A 15,966-nucleotide genomic window follows, 5' to 3' on the forward strand; every position below is an offset into this window, starting at 1 on the left:
TCGAGTCCGTACGAGCCCACCGTCCCGCAGGCCGCGGACGGGTGCCGCACGGTCTCCGCGGAAACGGTTCGCCTCCCCCGGAGTCCCCGGAGACGGGTCGCGTCGGCACCCCCGGGAAGCCTTCACCGGCTCCGCGGGCGGCTGGAGGGCGGTCGCCGGTGTGCGCGGGCACGGGCCGAACGGCGATCCGCTAGATTGGTGGCGGGCGATACAGGGGGAGGACCCGGGGATGGGAGCCATGAACCGGCGGCATCCGGTGTCCCGGCTGGTGCGTACCCCCACCGCGCGGATCTGCATCTCCGTGCTCATAGGCGCCATGGCCGGACTGGTGGTCTTCGGGGTCACCCAACTGTCCGGGCGGAACCTGTTCGTGGTCACCGGCGCCTTCGCCGGCGCGGTCAGTGTGCTGGCCTTCCAGGTCTATGGGCGTGCCGCCAGGCTGACCGAGGTGCGTGTCGCCGTGCCGCAGCTCAGTGAGCTGACCTTCGTGGTGAACAACGAGGCCAAGCAGGTGGCCTGGCGGCTGTTCGTCGAGACCGTCACCCGGGTGTCGACCCAGCCGCTGGCCACCGACCAGGGACTGCTGCGGGAAGCCCTCACCTCGCTGTACGGCCTGTTCGCCACCGCCCGGGAGGCGTTGAAGTCCGCGCGCCCCTCGGTGCAGGTCACGGACGAGCAGACGGTGGAATATCTCGCCATCACCATGCTGAACCGTGAGCTGAGGCCGTTCCTGTCCACCTGGCATCCCCGGCTCACGGCATTCGAGCAGGACCATCCCGACCGGCCCGAATCGGAGTGGCCGGAGGACGCGGAGTGCCGGGCGGAACTCCGCACCGTACAAGCCAATCTGCGGGAATACGCGCTGGGTTTCGCCCGGCTGGCAGGCGTCAGGAACGCCGCGGTGCTGGTGGACGGCGCCACGCCGGGAGAGTGACCCGGGGGCTCCCTCCTTCTCGCGGTCAGCCCTGTGCGGGTGCCGGGGCCAGGCCGTCCTCCACCAGGCCGTTCAGGACGGCCTGGCCGAGGGTGACGACGGCGGAGTGCGGGCGGACCATGACGGTGAGTTCCGTGATCAGGCCGTCCTCGCCGAAGCTGAGGAGGTCCATGCCGTGGATCTCCTTGCCGTCCACGGTCGCCCGGAAGATCAGCACGGCGGAGTCCGCCGCTTCACCGGTGGCGCTCCGCTCGGCCGTGCCGGTGAACTCGCCGACGTAGCGGAAGTCCTCGAAGACGCGCATCAGTACGCCCAGCACGCCCATGATCATGGGCCGGCCCTCGAAGGGACGGAACTTCACCGGGCTGTAGAGGCGGGCGCCGGGTGTGAAGAGACCCTCCAGGGCGGCGAGGTCCCGCTGTTCGGCGGCGGTACGGAAACGCTGGTGAGTGGACATGGCCTCTCCTGATTTCTCTCGCGATGCGCACCGCCGCCCCGATGGCGGCGGGCGTCGTCCCCCCGGCGGGCGTGCTCCGGCCCGCCCGCCGGGCCGGGTGCGGGGGTCCTTCCGGCGGCCGCGGGCCGGCCGGCGGTGCCGGGGCCCGCCCGGCGGGGCTCAGGTCGCGCGGAGGCCCGCCAGGGCCTTGGTCAGCCAGCCGATCCAGAAGGTCTCCTGGTCGATGCCGGCCTGGAGGACGAGGTGCCGCAGCCGGTCCGGCTCCTCCCCCGGAGCGCTGCCGAAGTCGCGGCGCCCGATGTCCTCGTACTCGGCCAGCTGCCGCCGGTGCAGCTCCAGATGGCGTTCCAGTTCTGCTTCCAGACCGGCCGTCCCCACCACCGCCGCCGCGCGCATGCGCAGCAGCAGCGGGTCCCGGATCTGTTTGGGCTCCTCCCTGCGGGCCACCCAGTCCGTCAGCTCGGCGCGGCCCGCGGGCAGCACCTCGTACTCCTTGCGCTTGCCCTGCGCGGGACGGTCGGACGGCAGGGCCCGGATCAGGGCCCTCTCCTCCAGGCGTCCCAGCTCGCGGTAGATCTGCTGGTGCGTCGCCGACCAGAAGTAGCCGATGGACTTGTCGAAGCGGCGGGCCAGTTCCAGGCCCGAGGACGGCTTCTCCAGCAGGGCGGTGAGGATCGCGTGCGGCAGGGACATACGGGCATCCTAGGGACGGTTTCCCGGACGGCCCCGCGCACCGCCTCCCGGACGGTCCCCGGGCCCGCCGGCCGCTCACCGGGCGCTCCTCTGGTGCTCCTCGGGCGCTCACCGAGCGGTACGGGGCCCGAGGGCCCCGGCCGCGGGACGCGCGCCGGCTGCCGGGTCCGGGCCGGCTGCCCGCGCCCCCGGCCACTGCGCGGCGGGCCGCCGTGCCCCGGGGCCCGCCGCCGGCCGTCACAGCGCCGCCGCCAGCTCCGTGCCCTGGAGGATCGCCCGCTTGGCGTCGAGCTCGGCGGCGACGTCCGCGCCGCCGATGAGGTGGACCGGGCGGCCCTGGGCGCGCAGCGCCTCGTACAGCTCGCGGTTCGGTTCCTGGCCGGCGCACAGCACCACGGTGTCGACGGGGACGACGCTCGCGGTGCCGTCGACCGTGATGTGCAGGCCCTCGTCGTCGATGCGGTCGTACGTGGCGCCGGCCACGGTCGTCACGCCGCGGTGCTTGAGCTCGGCGCGGTGGATCCAGCCGGTGGTGGTGCCGAGGGTGGCGCCGACCTTGCCGGTCTTGCGCTGGAGCAGGTGGACGGTGCGCGGCGGCCGGGGGCGTTCGGGGGCGCCGAGACCGCCCGGCTCGCGGTAGTCGGTGTCGACGCCCCACTGGCGGAAGTAGGCGTCCGGGTCCAGGCTCGTCTTCTCGCCGCCGTCGGTGAGGTACTCGGCGACGTCGAAGCCGATGCCGCCCGCGCCGATGACCGCCACCCGGTCGCCGACGGGCGCGCGGTCGTGGAGCACGTCGAGGTAGCTGACGACCTTGGGGTGGCCGATGCCCGGGATGTCGGGGGTGCGGGGGGTGACGCCGGTGGCGACGACGATCTCGTCGTACGCGGCGAGCGCCGGGTCGCCGGCCTCGATCCGGGCGCCGAGCCGGACGTCCACGCCGTGCTCCGCCAGCTGGACGCGGAAGTAGCGCAGGGTCTCGTCGAACTCCTCCTTGCCGGGGATCCGGCGGGCCAGGTTGAGCTGGCCGCCGATCTCATCGGCCGCGTCGAAGAGGGTGACGGCGTGGCCGCGTTCGGCGGCCGTCACGGCCAGGGCGAGGCCCGCCGGTCCCGCGCCGACCACGGCGACACGCTTGCTCTTCCGGGTGGGACCGAGCACGAGTTCGGTCTCGTGGCAGGCGCGCGGGTTCACCAGGCAAGAGGTGATCTTGAGGCTGAAGGTGTGGTCGAGGCAGGCCTGGTTGCAGCCGATGCAGGTGTTGATCGTCTCGGGGCGGCCGGCGCGGGCCTTGGCCACGAAGTCGGGGTCGGCGAGGAACGGCCGGGCCAGCGACACCATGTCGGCGCGGCCCTCGGCGAGGATCCGCTCGCCGACCTCGGGGGTGTTGATGCGGTTGCTCGTGACGAGCGGCACGGAGACCGCGCCCATCACCTTCTGCGTGACCCAGCTGAACGCGCCGCGCGGCACGGAGGTGGCGATGGTGGGGACGCGGGCCTCGTGCCAGCCGATGCCGGTGTTGATGATCGTCGCGCCCGCTTCCTCGATCGCCTTGGCGAGGGTGACCACCTCGTCCAGCGTGGAACCGCCGGGGACGAGGTCGAGCATGGAGAGCCGGTAGATCAGGATGAAGTCCGGCCCGACGCGCTCGCGGACCCGGCGGACGATCTCGACGGGGAACCGCATGCGGTTCTCGTACGAGCCGCCCCAGCGGTCGGTGCGGTGGTTGGTGGCCGAGACGATGAACTCGTTGATCAGATAGCCCTCGGAGCCCATGATCTCGACGCCGTCGTAGCCCGCCGACTGCGCCAGCGCGGCGGCGCGGGCGAAGGACTCGATGGTCTCCTCGATCTCGTCCTCGGTGAGGGCGCGCGGGACGGCGGAGTTGATCGGGGCGCGGATCGCGCTGGGGGCCACCAGGTCCTGGTGGTAGGCGTACCGGCCGAAGTGCAGGATCTGCATCGCGATCCGGCCGCCCTCGCGGTGCACGGCCTCGGTGACGACCCGGTGCTGCTCGGCCTCCGCCTCCGTGGTCAGCTTGGCGCCGCCCTCGTAGGGGCGGCCCCGCTCGTCCGGGGAGATGCCGCCGGTGACGATGAGCCCGACGCCGCCGCGCGCCCGCGCCGCGTAGAAGGCGGCCATACGCTCGAAGCCGCGCTCGGCCTCTTCGAGCCCGACGTGCATGGAGCCCATCAGCACACGGTTGGGCAGGGTGGTGAAGCCCAGGTCGAGCGGGCTCAGCAGGTGGGGGTACGCGGTCATCCGTCGTCTCCTCGCGCGGGGTCGTACCCCTGTTGTAGAGGACCGGCGAGGCTTTGTGCAACTAGTTGCACAAGAGGTCTCCGTCACGCCGCGGAGGGCTCGCGCCCCGCTTCCGGTCCGCTCCCGGTCCGCTCCCGGCCCGGCGGGCCCGCCCGGGGCACCGCCGGCCGGGAGTGCCCCGCGGACACCGGCCGACCGCCGCCGGGGGGCCACCCGGGGAGCGCGAACGCCGGGCCGCCCGTGACCGGGATACGGCTCCGGCGGCACCCGGGGAGCCGGGGAGCGCGCGGTGCGGGGTTGCGGGCAGCGGGGAGCGCGCGGTGCGGGGAGCGCGCGGTGCGGGGAGCGCGCGGTGCGGGGAGCGCGCGGTGCGGGGAGCGCGCGGTGCGCGGGGCCGCGCGCACGCCCGCGATGGCCGCCGCCACCCCGGAATCCACTCTGCCCGGCCCGTTACGCAGCGGCGCTTCCCGCCGTTGAACCGAGCATCCGTTTGATTGCCCGTCCGCTGCCGCCGGCGTGCCCGGGGCCGCCACCGCCGTCCTCCGCCGCTCGCGGATGGTCCGGCGGAGCGGCGCCCCCGGGTGAAACGCCGCCACCGGAGCGGACGGGGCGGGACCGACCATGCGAGGGGGAACGCGATGACGGGTTCGGCGGCGACCGGATCGCCGGAGCACCACGGCCTGCGGAACGGCGATCGGGACGGGGCCCGAGACGGTGGACATGACCGTGCGCCGGACGGCGGGCACGACGGCGCGTCTGACGGCGGGCGCGACAGCGCATCTGACGGCGGCGCCGGGGCCGCGGCCGCCGGCGCCGTGTCGGCGAGTGAGCGGCTGCTGTTCGGCGGGCGGCTGGTGTACGACACGAGCTGGGCCTCGTACGAGGAGACCCGCTACGCCCTCACGCTCCGCACCATGGCGGCCACCCTCCCCCGGCTGATGGGGATGGCCGTGCGGCTCTCCTGGCAGGCCGGGCGGGGAGCCACGGCGGCGGTCGCGCTCGCCGAGACCGGGCGGGGGGTGGCGCAGGCCGTGGGCCTGCTCGGGGTCAACGCGCTGCTCGCGGTGCTGCTCGGGCCGGGCGCCCTCGACGGCCGACTGCGGGAGTCCCTGCCCGTCATCCTCTTCGTCGCGGGCGCGGCCGCCGTGGGGGCGCTCTGCTCGGCCGCGTCCACCCGGTTCACCGGGCCGCTGGAGCCGCGGGTGGAGCGGCTGGCGCGGGAGATGTACCTGGAGCGGGCCTACCGGGTCGAGATGGCGGCCATGGAGGACGAGGAGTTCCACCGGCTGCTGGAATCGGCCCAGTTCGGCGCGGACTCGGCGCGGCGGATGGTCGGTCACTGCGTGGCCGTCGTCTCCGGCCTGCTGTCCCTGGTGGCAGCGGCCGGGGTGCTGACCGTCCTGCACCCGGTGCTGCTGCCGATGCTGGTGGTGATGGTGGTGCCGAGCGCCTGGGCCTCGCTGACGGTCGCGCGCCGCCGGTACCGGTCGTTCCACCGCTGGCTCCAGCACGCCCGGGCGTCCTCGATGCTCTCGCACCTGCTGACGGACACGGACGCGGCGGCGGAGATCCGGGTGCACGGCGCGGGCCCGTTCATCCTGGAGCACTTCCGGGGCATGTCACGGGCCGCGGAGGAGGAGCAGACCCGGCTGGCCCGGCTGGCCGCCCGCACCGGCCTGCTGGCCTCGGCCCTCACCGGGCTGGTCACCCTCGTCACGTATCTGCTGCTGGGCGCGCTGCTGTGGACCGGCGCCATGGCCCTGGCCGCCGCGGGTGCCGCCGTCATGGCGATCCGCACCGGCACCGGCGCCCTCGACGGACTGATCCGGCGCGTCAACTACCTGCACGAGGAGTCGATGCACGTCGCCGATCTGAACCGGCTGCTGAAGGAGTCCGCCGACCGCCAGATCCCCGTCGGCGGCCGGCAACTGCCCGCCGGGGCGCGGGAGATCCGGCTGGAGGACGTCACCTTCGCCTACCCGGGCTGCGAGGACACCCCCGTCCTCCGCGAGGTCAGCCTGTCCATTCCGCTGGGCGGCGTGGTGGCTCTGGTCGGTGAGAACGGCTCCGGCAAATCCACGCTGGTCAAGCTGTTGTGCGGGCTCTACGCGCCGCAGCGGGGGCGCATCCTGTGGGACGGCGTGGACGCGGCCGGCGCCGACCGGCAGGCCGTCTTCGAACGGTTCGCCGTGGTCGCCCAGGACCACTACCGCTGGCCGATGACCGCCCGCGTCAACGTCGCCATCGCCGACACCTCGGCCCCGCTCTGCGACCGCCGGCTGGCCGAGGCCGCCGAGCACGCCGGGGTCGACTTCGTCGACGAACTCCCGCGCCGCTGGGACACCCTGCTCTCCCGCACCTTCAAGGGCGGCCACCAGCTCTCCGGAGGCCAGTGGCAGCGGCTGGGCATCGCCCGCGCCCGCTACCGGGACGGCGAGATCCTCGTCGTGGACGAGCCGACGGCCGCACTGGACGCCAAAGCCGAGGAGCGGGTCTTCCGGCAGATCCGCCAACTCGCCGACGCGGGGCAGACGATCGTCCTCATCACCCACCGCATGGCCTCCGTCCGCCACGCCGACCTCGTGCACGTCCTCCACGAGGGCCGCCTGATCGAATCCGGCCCGCCGGACGAACTGCTGACCCGGCCCGGCGGCCACTTCCGCGAGCTGTACGAACTGCAGGCGGCCGCGTTCGACCGGGAGCAGCGGCAGCAGCCGCCCCGGGCCGGTGGGCCGGAGCCGGCCCGGGACGACCCCGGGCGGCCGCCGCACACACCGGAACAGGGGCAGCGGCCCTCCTCCGCGAACGGCGCGCCGAACAGCATCCCGCCCCAGCAGGACCGCACGGCCCGGGGCTGACCCGACACACCACCCGGCCCCGTCCGCCCCGCTCACGCACCGTTCCCGGGCTCGCCCCCGCCCGCCCGGTCGCCACCTGCCGGCCCGTCGTCCTCCCGGCCGTCGTCCTCCCTCTCGCCGGCGGTGTGGCGGCGGAGCCGGACGCCGGTGACGGCGTGGTGGTCCACCTCGGTGACCTCGACGTCCCATGCGTTCAGGGAGATCTTCGCCCCCGGTCCCCTCGGAATGCGGCCGAGCCGGTCCAGGACGAGACCGGCGATCGTGGTGAAACGTCCCCGCCGCGCCGGATCGTCCACCTCGACCCCGATGTCGGGCAGGTCGTGGACCGGGAAGGACCCCGGCAGCAGCAGGGAGCCGTCCGGCTGCCGGCGCACGGACAGCACGTCACGGTCCGTCTCGTCGTAGATCTCCCCGACGATCTCCTCCAGCAGGTCCTCGATCGTGACGATGCCCTGGACCGACCCGTACTCGTCGACGACCAGCGCGAACTGCTGGCGGTCCGCCCGGAACCGCCGCAGCGCCTCGGACACCTTCATGAAGTCGGAGAACACCACGGCCGGCCGGGCCACCTCGGCGACCGGGACCATGTCGTCACTGGTCGTCAGGTCCCGCAGGCGCACCACACCGACCACGTCCTCGAAGTGTCCAGCCCTCACAACCGGCGCCCGGGAGTGGCCGGCGCCCGCCAGTTCGGCGCGCGCCTCCGCCGCGGGCAGCGACGCGGCGAGCGTGAACACCGACCGGCGCGGCACCAGCACATCCCGCAGGATGCGTTCGTGGAGCTCCAGGGCGCCTGCGAGGATGCGGCGCTGCTGGGCCGTCAGCCCGCGCTGGCCGACCACCATGTCCTTGAGTTCCTCCGGAGTCGGGGGTTCCCGGCCCGCGTGCGGATCCCCGCCCAGCAGCCGGACGACGGCGTTGGTGGACCGGCCCAGCGCCCAGATCACCGGCCGGGACACGGCCGAAAGCACCGTGAGCGGGGTGGCGGCCAGCAGCGCCCACCGCTCGGCGAACTGCAGGGCCAGCCGCTTCGGCGCCAGCTCTCCCGCCACCAGCGTCACGAACGTCAGCACCGCCGTCACCAGGGCGACCGCCACCGGTTCCGCCGCCGCACCGAGGAACGACAGCCGGGGCGACACCGGCTCGGCCAGGGAGACCGCCGCCGTCGCCGACGCGAGAAACCCGGCCAGGGTGATCCCGACCTGGATCGTGGCGAGATACCGGTTGGGGTCCTCGGCCAGCCGCACCAGCCGGGCCGCGTTCGCACCGCCACCACGCCGCAGAAGCCTCAGCCGGCTCTCCCGCAGCGAGATGAGGGCGATCTCGCTGCCCGCGAAGAGGGCGTTCAGCACGATCAGCACGGCGACCAGCGCCAGTTCCCACCCATAGCCGTCCATGCCGGCCACCCTGCCACGCCCCGGCCGCAGGGCGGCGCTCCCCTCCGCCGCCCCGGCCCCCGCGCCGCCCGGCTCTCCGTCATCCGGAGCAGCGGGGCGGACCGCGCCGGGTCCTGGCGGTCACGCGCCGGACGGGGCGGCGTGGGCGCGTTCTCCCTGCGGCCGAGAAGGGTGAGCAGTTCCGCGGGCGCGCTGCCGGGGCTGCCTGATCCAGGCGGGGGGGGCGGGTGTCGAACTCCGCGGCCTTCCCCCGGTGGAGCCGGGGATCCCGCTCGCCGAGCACGAACCGGGACCTGCCCGGCCAGGACGGAGAACCACCCCTAGCCTTCGTGGGGCTGCGGCTTCACGGCCGGCGCCCGGCCCGCGGGCGGGTAGATCACCTTGTACGCCTGAACGCCGGGTCGGGGGCACCACGAGCAGCCCGGAACGACACCGTTCTCGTTCTCCGCCGCACCGCCGGATGAGCGGCCGGCGGCCGGGCGGGCGGGCGGCGGTCCCGCCTCCCGGGCCAGGGGCGCCCCTGGGGTGCGAAGCCGTCGCCATCACCGGGTTTGGGGACGGCGGGCGGCGAACACCCGTACCGGGACGGCTTCTCGGGTGTCCGCACCTGCGCCGCGAACGGAAGATCCGCTACCAGGAAGGCAGATCGTGTTCCTCCTCGACGCAGCCCTGGCGCTTCTCGGAGTCCTCATGGGTTCGCTCGCGCATCTTCCCGCGCCGGTCGGCCTGGCGGCGGCCCTGGTCATCGCCGTGTGGCTGCTCGTCTTCGCCGCCCGCGAGCGGGACCGGCGCCACCGGGCCCGGCAGCCGGAAGGGGTGTGAGCCATGGCGTCCCCCGCCTACGCCCAGGGGCGTTCGCGGCCCCGCGATCCGAACGACATGGCCGTCGCGTCGTTCGTCCTCGGTCTCCTCGGCCTGCTCGTGATGAACGTGGTCCTCGGTCCCATGGCGGTGGCCCTGGCCGTCACCGCACTCCGCCGCGCCACGGTCCGCCGGGGCCGGGCGTTCCTCGGCCTCTCTCTCGGCGTCGCCGATCTGGTGGTCTTCGCCGTCCTCTCCGGGCTCGACTCGTCGGCGTCCTGGACGTTCTGACGGCACGGGCAACCGTCAGCCGGCGCCGCCCCCGGCCCGCTCTCCTCCGGCTGAGCCGCGGAGGGGGGAGACGGGGGGACGAAGACGCGCGACGGGGGCTCCTGGCCCGGTCCGGCCGGAGCCCCCGTCCCGTTCGGTTCCGTCCCGGTTTCCGTTCAGCGGATGCCGAGCTCCTTCAGCGTCCGGCACTGCACGGCCGTGGGGTGGGCCGGCCAGTAGAGGTAGCAGATGCCGCCGGTGCCGCTCGCCTCCTTGCCGGAGGCGTTGTAGCGCTTGGTGCGGAGCCAGATGTTCTCGAACTGCCGGCGCTTGTAGACGTGGCGCACCGCGTCGTTGCTGTCGCTCGCCGGGTCGTTGGCGATGACGTCGCCGTTCTCCGTGAAGCCGATGAGGCACATCAGGTGGCCCGCGGTGCCGTAACCGGCGCCGTCGAGCTCCGCCTCCAGGAAGGACTGGGACGTGATCACCGGGATGCCCGCGCCGATCAGCTTCTCGGCGTCGTTCAGGGAGCCGAGGCGGGTGACGATGCCCTGCATGTCGCGGTACGTCGCGGCGTAGGCGGCGTTGAAAGGCCAGTTGCCACAGCCGTCGTACTGGTGGTCGAAGGTGTAGCGGGCGGCGTGGCAGACCTGCGGGTCGGCGAAGTCCGGGTTGACCCAGGCCAGTTGCTTCTTCGTCGGCTTGCGGCCCCAGTACTCGATGGCCATCTGGGAGGAGGTGGGGCTGCACCATGCCTCGCCGCCGTTGTCGTACTCCGGGTACTCGCCGATGTGGATGTTCTGCGAGTAGCGCGGCACCTTCAGTTCCCGGGCGGTCCCGGCGCCCGGGGCCGAGGCCGGGACGGTGAAGCGGTCGGGGATGTCGGAGGCCATCGCGCCGAGCCGCCAGACCACCGGGGTGCGGCCGCTGCCGGGCTTGCGGTAGAGGGTGAGCCGCAGTCGGTAGGAGGCGAGGCGCAGGTCGCCGGCGGAGCCGTTGACCGAGAAGGTGTCGGTCCAGATGCTGCTCCGGCCGTCCGACTGGTCGTCGACGGAGGTGCGGCGGATGTCGCCGTCGCCCGCGGCCCAGCGGCCCATCACGTACCAGGGGGTGTCGGTGCCGTCGGTGTACGTGCCGCGCAGTTCGACCTGGAGCCAGGTGCCGGCCGGAGTGTGGGCGTTCCAGGAGGGGACCACCTCGTTCGCCGGGACGGCGAGTTCGCGGACCGGGCCGGTCCAGGTGGCGTATTCCCAGGTGGCGGTCTTCCGGGTGTGCGGGTCGGTGTAGTCGGTCCGGCCGGCCGGGCGGGCGATGGCCAGGCCGGGTCTGCGGCCGGGGCGGACGGCGGTGCCCTCGGCGGCGCCGCCGCGCCAGTGCGAGGGGGTGGTCCAGCCGTGGTAGTCCACCCGGGGCACACCCTGCCCGGCGCCGGCGCCGGTGCCGGGCAGGTCCGGGGCGGCGGTGGCGGTGTCCGGGCCCGCGGGGGCGCCGGGGGTCCGGCCTCGGGCGGGGGCGGCGAGGGCAGGGGACGCCGCGGCGCCCGCCGCCGCGGCGAGAGCGGCGGCCAGGAGGGTGCGCCGTGGTGTGGGTGAGGTCATGCGGATTCCCCCAGTCATGGGCCGGTGGTGCCTCGGAGCTGAATGCGCGGGTACGGGGCTGCGCGGTCCGCGGACGCGTGGGTCGGCGCTTCCGCGGGGTGTTCCACTATCCCCGTCGTGATACCCGCCGACCAGCACTCGTGCGCGTATGTCGGCATGATTAATGGTCGATACCACTGGAGGAGGGGCCGGTCGGCCGCATCCCCCGCCGGCCCGCGGGGACCGCCCGGGCCCGGGAGCCCCGGAGTCCCGGGACGCCCGTCCGGTCGCGAGGTGCCGCGCGCTCCGGGCCGTGTGCGGCGGGAGCCCTCCGGCCCGGCCGCGGTGCGGGCCGTACCGTGGCGGGGTGGATGCCGCCGAGCACTCGGACCTCGCCGCCCTCGCCCGGCGGCTGCGCGCGCTGCCGCCGTCCTGCGGTCCCGTGCGGCTGGTCGCCGTCGACGGCCACGCCGGGTCGGGCAAGAGCACGTTCGCCGGGCGGCTGGCCGCCGCCCTGGGCGGGGCGCCGGTCCTGCGGCTGGACGATCTCGCCACCCACGGCGAACCCTTCGGCTGGACGGAGCGGTTCGCCCATGAGGTCCTCGTCCCGTTCCGCCGCGGCGGGACGGCCCGCCACCGGGTCTACGACTGGCACCGGAGGCGCTTCGCCGCGGAGCGGGAACTGCCGCCCGCGCCGGTGGTCCTGGTGGAGGGTGTCGGCGCCGGGCGGCGGGAGCTGCGGCCGTTCCTCGCGCTGCTGATCTGGATGGAGACCCCCCGGGACACGGCCTGGGAGCGGGGGCGGCGGCGCGACGGCCCGGAGCTGTCCGCGTTCTGGGACGGCTGGACCCGGTCGGAGCAGGAGCACTTCGGATACGACCCCACGCGCCCCCACGCCGATCTTCTGGTGCAGCAGCGACCTGAGGGATATGTGTGGTTCAGGAGGACCCAGGGATCAGAATGATTCCCTCGCGCTTTCACGGAGCGTCACCCTATCCACCCGCTGCGCAGTCCGGCCCCGACAGAGCCGCCACGGGGCGGCCGCCAGTCCGCGAACTCGGCTTGACCTGGCGGCCGGACAGGTCTTACGTTCTCAGTGTGCGCCCCTTCGGGCCGCACCCAGACACGAAGCCCCCGGTTGTTCCCCCGTGATCGGGGGCTTCGTTCTGCCCCACCACTTCACAAAAGCCGCATTCCCCACAGGAGTTCGCCGCCGACGATCACACTCGGTGATCGCGCGCCCCCTCCCCCGGCGACCGCGCCGAAGGGCCGATACCACCCCTCACCTGCGCGGCGCCCTTCGGCACGCCCCGCCCCCGCGGGTACGATGCCAGACGGGAGGAGCCGCAAGTCCCTCCCGCAGCGCGGTGGTTGAAGAGCTGCGGCCCGGCGTCCGCCGGCCGCCACCACGGGGGCAGTTTGTGGGGGACGCGATGGACTTCGGCACCCGGGGCCGGGACGACTCGCCGGCCGATCTCGCCTGGCTGCGCGCCGTCGACGCGTACACCATGGGCGCCTACGCACAGGCGGAGGACGAGTTCCGGGCCGCGGTGCGCAGGGACCCCGGGATGGCCGACGCCTGGCTCGGGCTGCACGCCCTGCGCGTCGAGCCGGCTACCGCCCTGCTGCGGATGTACCGGCACCGCGACCGCTTCGGCGAGCAGCGCGCCCGTCACCGGCGCAAGCTCAACTCCTGGTACTGGCTCGGCTGGTGGGTCCAGCCCGTGCTGGAGAGCCCGCGCGACCTGCTGCTCGCGCACGCCTCGCACTGGCTCGACGGCCGCCACGTCGCCGAGCTGGACCGCGCCCTGGCGGGCTGCCCTCCCGTCGACACGGACCCCCAGGTCCGTTTCCTGCACGCCTGCCGGGCCTATCTCGTCAAGGACTGGGAGCTGCTCATCCGGCACACCGGTCCCCTCCTCGACGACCCGCTGCTCGGCATCGAGGCCGGTCTCTTCGGCGGCATGGCCCGGGTCCGGCTGGAGATGTACGGGCAGGCCGAACCGCTGCTGTCCGCGGCCCTGATGCGCTGCCGCAGCGAGCAGCCGCAGCGCAAGGAACTGCGCTACTGGCTGGCCCGCGCTCGCGAGGGCACCGGCCGCAGCGCCGCCGCGCTGCCCCTCTACCGGGCCGTGCACCGGGTGGACCCGGCGTTCATGGACACCGCCGCCCGGCTGGCCGCCATATCCGACGGCGACGGCCTGGAAGCGGGCGACCTGGCGGCCGTCTCCCTGGCGGGGACCGGCGGCCAGGACCTGCTGGACGCCGTGGCCGACCCCGACGGCTACGGCTCCGACCCGCCCGCCGACCCGGGGCGCGACTTCCCGCCGGCCACGCCGTCCGCCACGCCCGCTCCCTCCGCGTCCGGCCAGGAGCCGGCCGGCGACCCGGACGGCCCCCTGCCCGGCCTGGCCCCCGTGGACGCCGACGGCATCCGCGAGAAGGCGGTCCTGCCGGTCCACCCCCGCCCCACTTCCCCACTGCCGGACGGGCCGCCCGACCCCGTCCTGCTGGCCCAGGCGCTGGACGAGCTCGAACGGATGGTCGGGCTGGAGCCGGTGAAGCGGCAGGTGCGGGCGCTCTCCGCGCAGCTCCACATGGCGCGGCTGCGCGCCGGCGAAGGACTGCCGGTCCAGCCGCCCAAGCGGCACTTCGTCTTCTCCGGCCCCTCCGGCACCGGCAAGACCACGGTCGCCCGCATCCTCGGCCGGGTCTTCTACGCCCTCGGCCTGCTCGGCGGCGACCATCTGGTGGAGGCCCAGCGCGCCGACATGGTCGGCGAGTTCCTGGGCCAGACGGCCGTCAAGGCCAATGAACTGATCGACTCCGCGCTCGGCGGGGTGCTCTTCGTCGACGAGGCGTACAGCCTCTCCAACTCCGGCTACAGCAAGGGCGACGCCTACGGCGACGAAGCCCTGCAGGTGCTCCTCAAACGCGCCGAGGACAACCGCGACCGCCTCGTCGTCATCCTCGCCGGCTACCCGGAGGGCATGGACCGGCTGCTCGCCGCCAACCCCGGCCTCGGCTCCCGCTTCACCACCCGCGTCGACTTCCCCAGCTACCGGCCGCTGGAGCTGACGCGCATCGGCGAGGTGCTGGCCGCCGAGAACGGCGACTGCTGGGACGAGGAAGCCGTCGAGGAACTGCGCAGCATCTGCGGCCACGTGGTCGACCAGGGCTGGATCGACGAGCTCGGCAACGGCCGCTTCCTGCGCACCCTGTACGAGAAGAGCTGCGCCTACCGCGACCTGCGGCTCGCGGGCTACCCCGGCACCCCGACCCGCGAGGACCTCGCCACGCTGCGGCTGCCCGACCTGATGCAGGCCTACGGCGAGGTGCTGTCGGGCCGGGGCCCCCTCGGCCCCGGCCCGCAGTCGGCCCTCTGAGACCAGAAGACCTCAACGCCCGTACCTCCACCTCCGTGCCCCGGTTCCCGGCCCCGGCCGCCGCCTGGCGCTCAGCCCCGGACGGGCGCCTCCCGGGACGGGGTCTGCCGCGGGCGCCGCGCGAGGACGCGGGCTCCCCGCTGGGCCGTGAGGCGGCGGGAGCGGTGGGCCGGGTCGTGCACCTCGCCCACCAGGGTCTCCAGCACGTCCTCCAGGGCGACCAGGCCCAGGACCCGCCCGGAGGCGTCCGCGACCTGGGCGAGATGGGCGGCGGCCCGGCGCATCGCGGTCAGCGCGTCGTCCAGGGTCGTCTCCGCGCGGAGTACCGGCATGGGACGCAGCGCGTGCCGCGGCAGCGCCCGGCCGGCCCCGGCCGGGCCGCCGTCCGGCGCGCCGGGGCCCGCTCCGGCCGGGGTGCCGTCGCCGGTCCCGTCCCCGCCCGGCGGGCGGGCGGGGTCACCACAGGCCCCGGCGTCGTCCGCGTCCAGGACGTCCTTCACATGGACGTAGCCCAGGAAACCGGTCCCGGTCCCGGACCCGTCCCGTACGGGGAAGCGGGAGAAGCCGGTGCGGACGGTCAGCCGCTCGATCTCCCGGGCGGTCGCGCCGGGGCCGGCCGTGACGAGGGCCGCCGGGTCGAGCAGCACATCGGTCACCGGTCTGCTGCCCATGCCGAGCGCGTCGGCCAGCCGCTCCTGCTCCTCGGGGGCGAGCAGGCCCGCCTCGTGGGAGTCCGCGACGAGGCGGCTCAGCTGTTCGCTGGTGAAGACGGCCTCGATCTCGTCCCTGGGCTCCACCCGGAAGAGCCGGAGCACCAGGTGCGCGCAGGCGCCGAAGAGGGCCGTCACCGGACGGCACAGCCGGGCGAAGGCGACCAGGGCCGGGGCGAGCCGCAGCGCGGTCCGCTCGGGGGCGGCCATGGCGAGGTTCTTCGGCACCATCTCCCCCACGACGAGGTGGAGGAAGACGACCACGGCCAGGGCGATGGCGTAGCCCAGCGGGTGCACCAGCGGCCCGGGCAGATGAAGGGCGTGGAAGACGGGCTCCAGCAGCCGGGCCACGGTCGGCTCGGCGACGGCGCCCAGGGTCAGCGAGCAGACCGTGATGCCGAACTGGGCGGCCGCCATCATCTGGGGCAGGTTCTCCAGCCCCGTCAGCACGGTGCGCGCACGGACCGAACCGGCGGCGGCGAGCGGCTCGATCTGGCTGCGGCGCACGGACACCAGGGCGAACTCGGCGCCGACGAAGAAGCCGTTGCCGAGCACCAGCAGGGCGGCGAAGAGGAGTTGGAGCAGGCTCATCGCGGGTCTCCCGCCCGTACCGGTCCGGCGGCA

Annotated in this window: 12 protein-coding genes; 6 read left to right on the top strand and 6 right to left on the bottom strand. The window is 74.5% G+C overall.

The features are described 5' to 3' along the window. Positions 1-229 precede the first annotated feature (229 nt). Positions 230-934, top strand: a complete 705-nt coding sequence (locus tag KBZ10_RS06115; RefSeq protein WP_210986476.1) for a hypothetical protein — start codon at positions 230-232, stop codon at positions 932-934. A 25-nt stretch (positions 935-959) separates the two neighbouring features. Here KBZ10_RS06115 and KBZ10_RS06120 read toward each other — a convergent pair whose 3' ends face one another. From KBZ10_RS06120 to KBZ10_RS06130, 3 genes are all read right to left on the bottom strand, one after another. Next, complete coding sequence (locus KBZ10_RS06120) at positions 960-1,391, bottom strand: nuclear transport factor 2 family protein (protein ID WP_210986477.1); 432 nt, start codon at positions 1,389-1,391, stop codon at positions 960-962. 159 nt (positions 1,392-1,550) lie between these two features. After that, positions 1,551-2,084, bottom strand: coding sequence for a PadR family transcriptional regulator (locus KBZ10_RS06125; RefSeq protein ID WP_210986478.1), 534 nt, complete (start codon positions 2,082-2,084; stop codon positions 1,551-1,553). 237 nt (positions 2,085-2,321) lie between these two features. Further along, a complete protein-coding gene (locus tag KBZ10_RS06130; RefSeq protein ID WP_210986479.1) occupies positions 2,322-4,343 on the bottom strand; it encodes an NADPH-dependent 2,4-dienoyl-CoA reductase in 2,022 nt (673 codons plus the stop codon). A 638-nt stretch (positions 4,344-4,981) separates the two neighbouring features. Between KBZ10_RS06130 and KBZ10_RS06135 the strand changes: the two genes are divergently transcribed. Beyond that, positions 4,982-7,201, top strand: coding sequence for an ABC transporter ATP-binding protein (locus KBZ10_RS06135; RefSeq protein WP_210986480.1), 2,220 nt, complete (start codon positions 4,982-4,984; stop codon positions 7,199-7,201). Between the two features lie 32 nt (positions 7,202-7,233). On the opposite strand, the gene KBZ10_RS06140 is transcribed toward KBZ10_RS06135, so the two are convergent. Next, positions 7,234-8,598, bottom strand: a complete 1,365-nt coding sequence (locus KBZ10_RS06140) for a hemolysin family protein (RefSeq protein WP_210986481.1) — start codon at positions 8,596-8,598, stop codon at positions 7,234-7,236. Between the two features lie 648 nt (positions 8,599-9,246). On the opposite strand from KBZ10_RS06140, the gene KBZ10_RS06145 reads away from it, so the two are divergent. Further along, positions 9,247-9,420, top strand: coding sequence for a hypothetical protein (locus KBZ10_RS06145; protein ID WP_210986482.1), 174 nt, complete (start codon positions 9,247-9,249; stop codon positions 9,418-9,420). Between the two features lie 3 nt (positions 9,421-9,423). Further along, a complete protein-coding gene (locus KBZ10_RS06150; RefSeq protein ID WP_210986483.1) occupies positions 9,424-9,690 on the top strand; it encodes a DUF4190 domain-containing protein in 267 nt (88 codons plus the stop codon). A 155-nt stretch (positions 9,691-9,845) separates the two neighbouring features. On the opposite strand, the gene KBZ10_RS06155 is transcribed toward KBZ10_RS06150, so the two are convergent. Then, a complete protein-coding gene (locus KBZ10_RS06155; RefSeq protein ID WP_210986484.1) occupies positions 9,846-11,267 on the bottom strand; it encodes a peptidase C39 family protein in 1,422 nt (473 codons plus the stop codon). A 346-nt stretch (positions 11,268-11,613) separates the two neighbouring features. Between KBZ10_RS06155 and KBZ10_RS06160 the strand changes: the two genes are divergently transcribed. Together KBZ10_RS06160 and KBZ10_RS06165 are read left to right on the top strand one after the other, a co-directional pair. Next, positions 11,614-12,210: a uridine kinase gene (locus tag KBZ10_RS06160; RefSeq protein ID WP_210986485.1), complete on the top strand. Its 597-nt coding sequence runs from the start codon at positions 11,614-11,616 to the stop codon at positions 12,208-12,210. 469 nt (positions 12,211-12,679) lie between these two features. Next, positions 12,680-14,632 carry an AAA family ATPase gene (locus KBZ10_RS06165; RefSeq protein WP_210986486.1) on the top strand — a complete coding sequence of 651 codons (1,953 nt, stop codon included), beginning with the start codon at positions 12,680-12,682 and terminating at the stop codon, positions 14,630-14,632. 71 nt (positions 14,633-14,703) lie between these two features. Here KBZ10_RS06165 and KBZ10_RS06170 read toward each other — a convergent pair whose 3' ends face one another. Then, complete coding sequence (locus tag KBZ10_RS06170) at positions 14,704-15,933, bottom strand: hemolysin family protein (RefSeq protein ID WP_210986487.1); 1,230 nt, start codon at positions 15,931-15,933, stop codon at positions 14,704-14,706. Between the last annotated feature and the right edge of the window lie 33 nt (positions 15,934-15,966).

This window comes from Streptomyces sp. F63 (assembly GCF_018070345.1).
Classification (GTDB): Bacteria; Actinomycetota; Actinomycetes; order Streptomycetales; family Streptomycetaceae; genus Streptomyces.

Bases quoted from the DNA above. Each gene is read 5' to 3' on its own strand.
- KBZ10_RS06120 (WP_210986477.1), bottom strand. From the start codon at position 1,391: ATGTCCACTCACCAGCGTTTCCGTACCGCCGCCGAACAGCGGGACCTC.
- KBZ10_RS06165 (WP_210986486.1), top strand. From the start codon at position 12,680: ATGGACTTCGGCACCCGGGGCCGGGACGACTCGCCGGCCGATCTCGCC.
- KBZ10_RS06140 (WP_210986481.1), bottom strand. From the start codon at position 8,598: ATGGACGGCTATGGGTGGGAACTGGCGCTGGTCGCCGTGCTGATCGTG.
- KBZ10_RS06135 (WP_210986480.1), top strand. From the start codon at position 4,982: ATGACGGGTTCGGCGGCGACCGGATCGCCGGAGCACCACGGCCTGCGG.
- KBZ10_RS06115 (WP_210986476.1), top strand. From the start codon at position 230: ATGGGAGCCATGAACCGGCGGCATCCGGTGTCCCGGCTGGTGCGTACC.
- KBZ10_RS06130 (WP_210986479.1), bottom strand. From the start codon at position 4,343: ATGACCGCGTACCCCCACCTGCTGAGCCCGCTCGACCTGGGCTTCACC.
- KBZ10_RS06170 (WP_210986487.1), bottom strand. From the start codon at position 15,933: ATGAGCCTGCTCCAACTCCTCTTCGCCGCCCTGCTGGTGCTCGGCAAC.
- KBZ10_RS06125 (WP_210986478.1), bottom strand. From the start codon at position 2,084: ATGTCCCTGCCGCACGCGATCCTCACCGCCCTGCTGGAGAAGCCGTCC.
- KBZ10_RS06150 (WP_210986483.1), top strand. From the start codon at position 9,424: ATGGCGTCCCCCGCCTACGCCCAGGGGCGTTCGCGGCCCCGCGATCCG.
- KBZ10_RS06155 (WP_210986484.1), bottom strand. From the start codon at position 11,267: ATGACCTCACCCACACCACGGCGCACCCTCCTGGCCGCCGCTCTCGCC.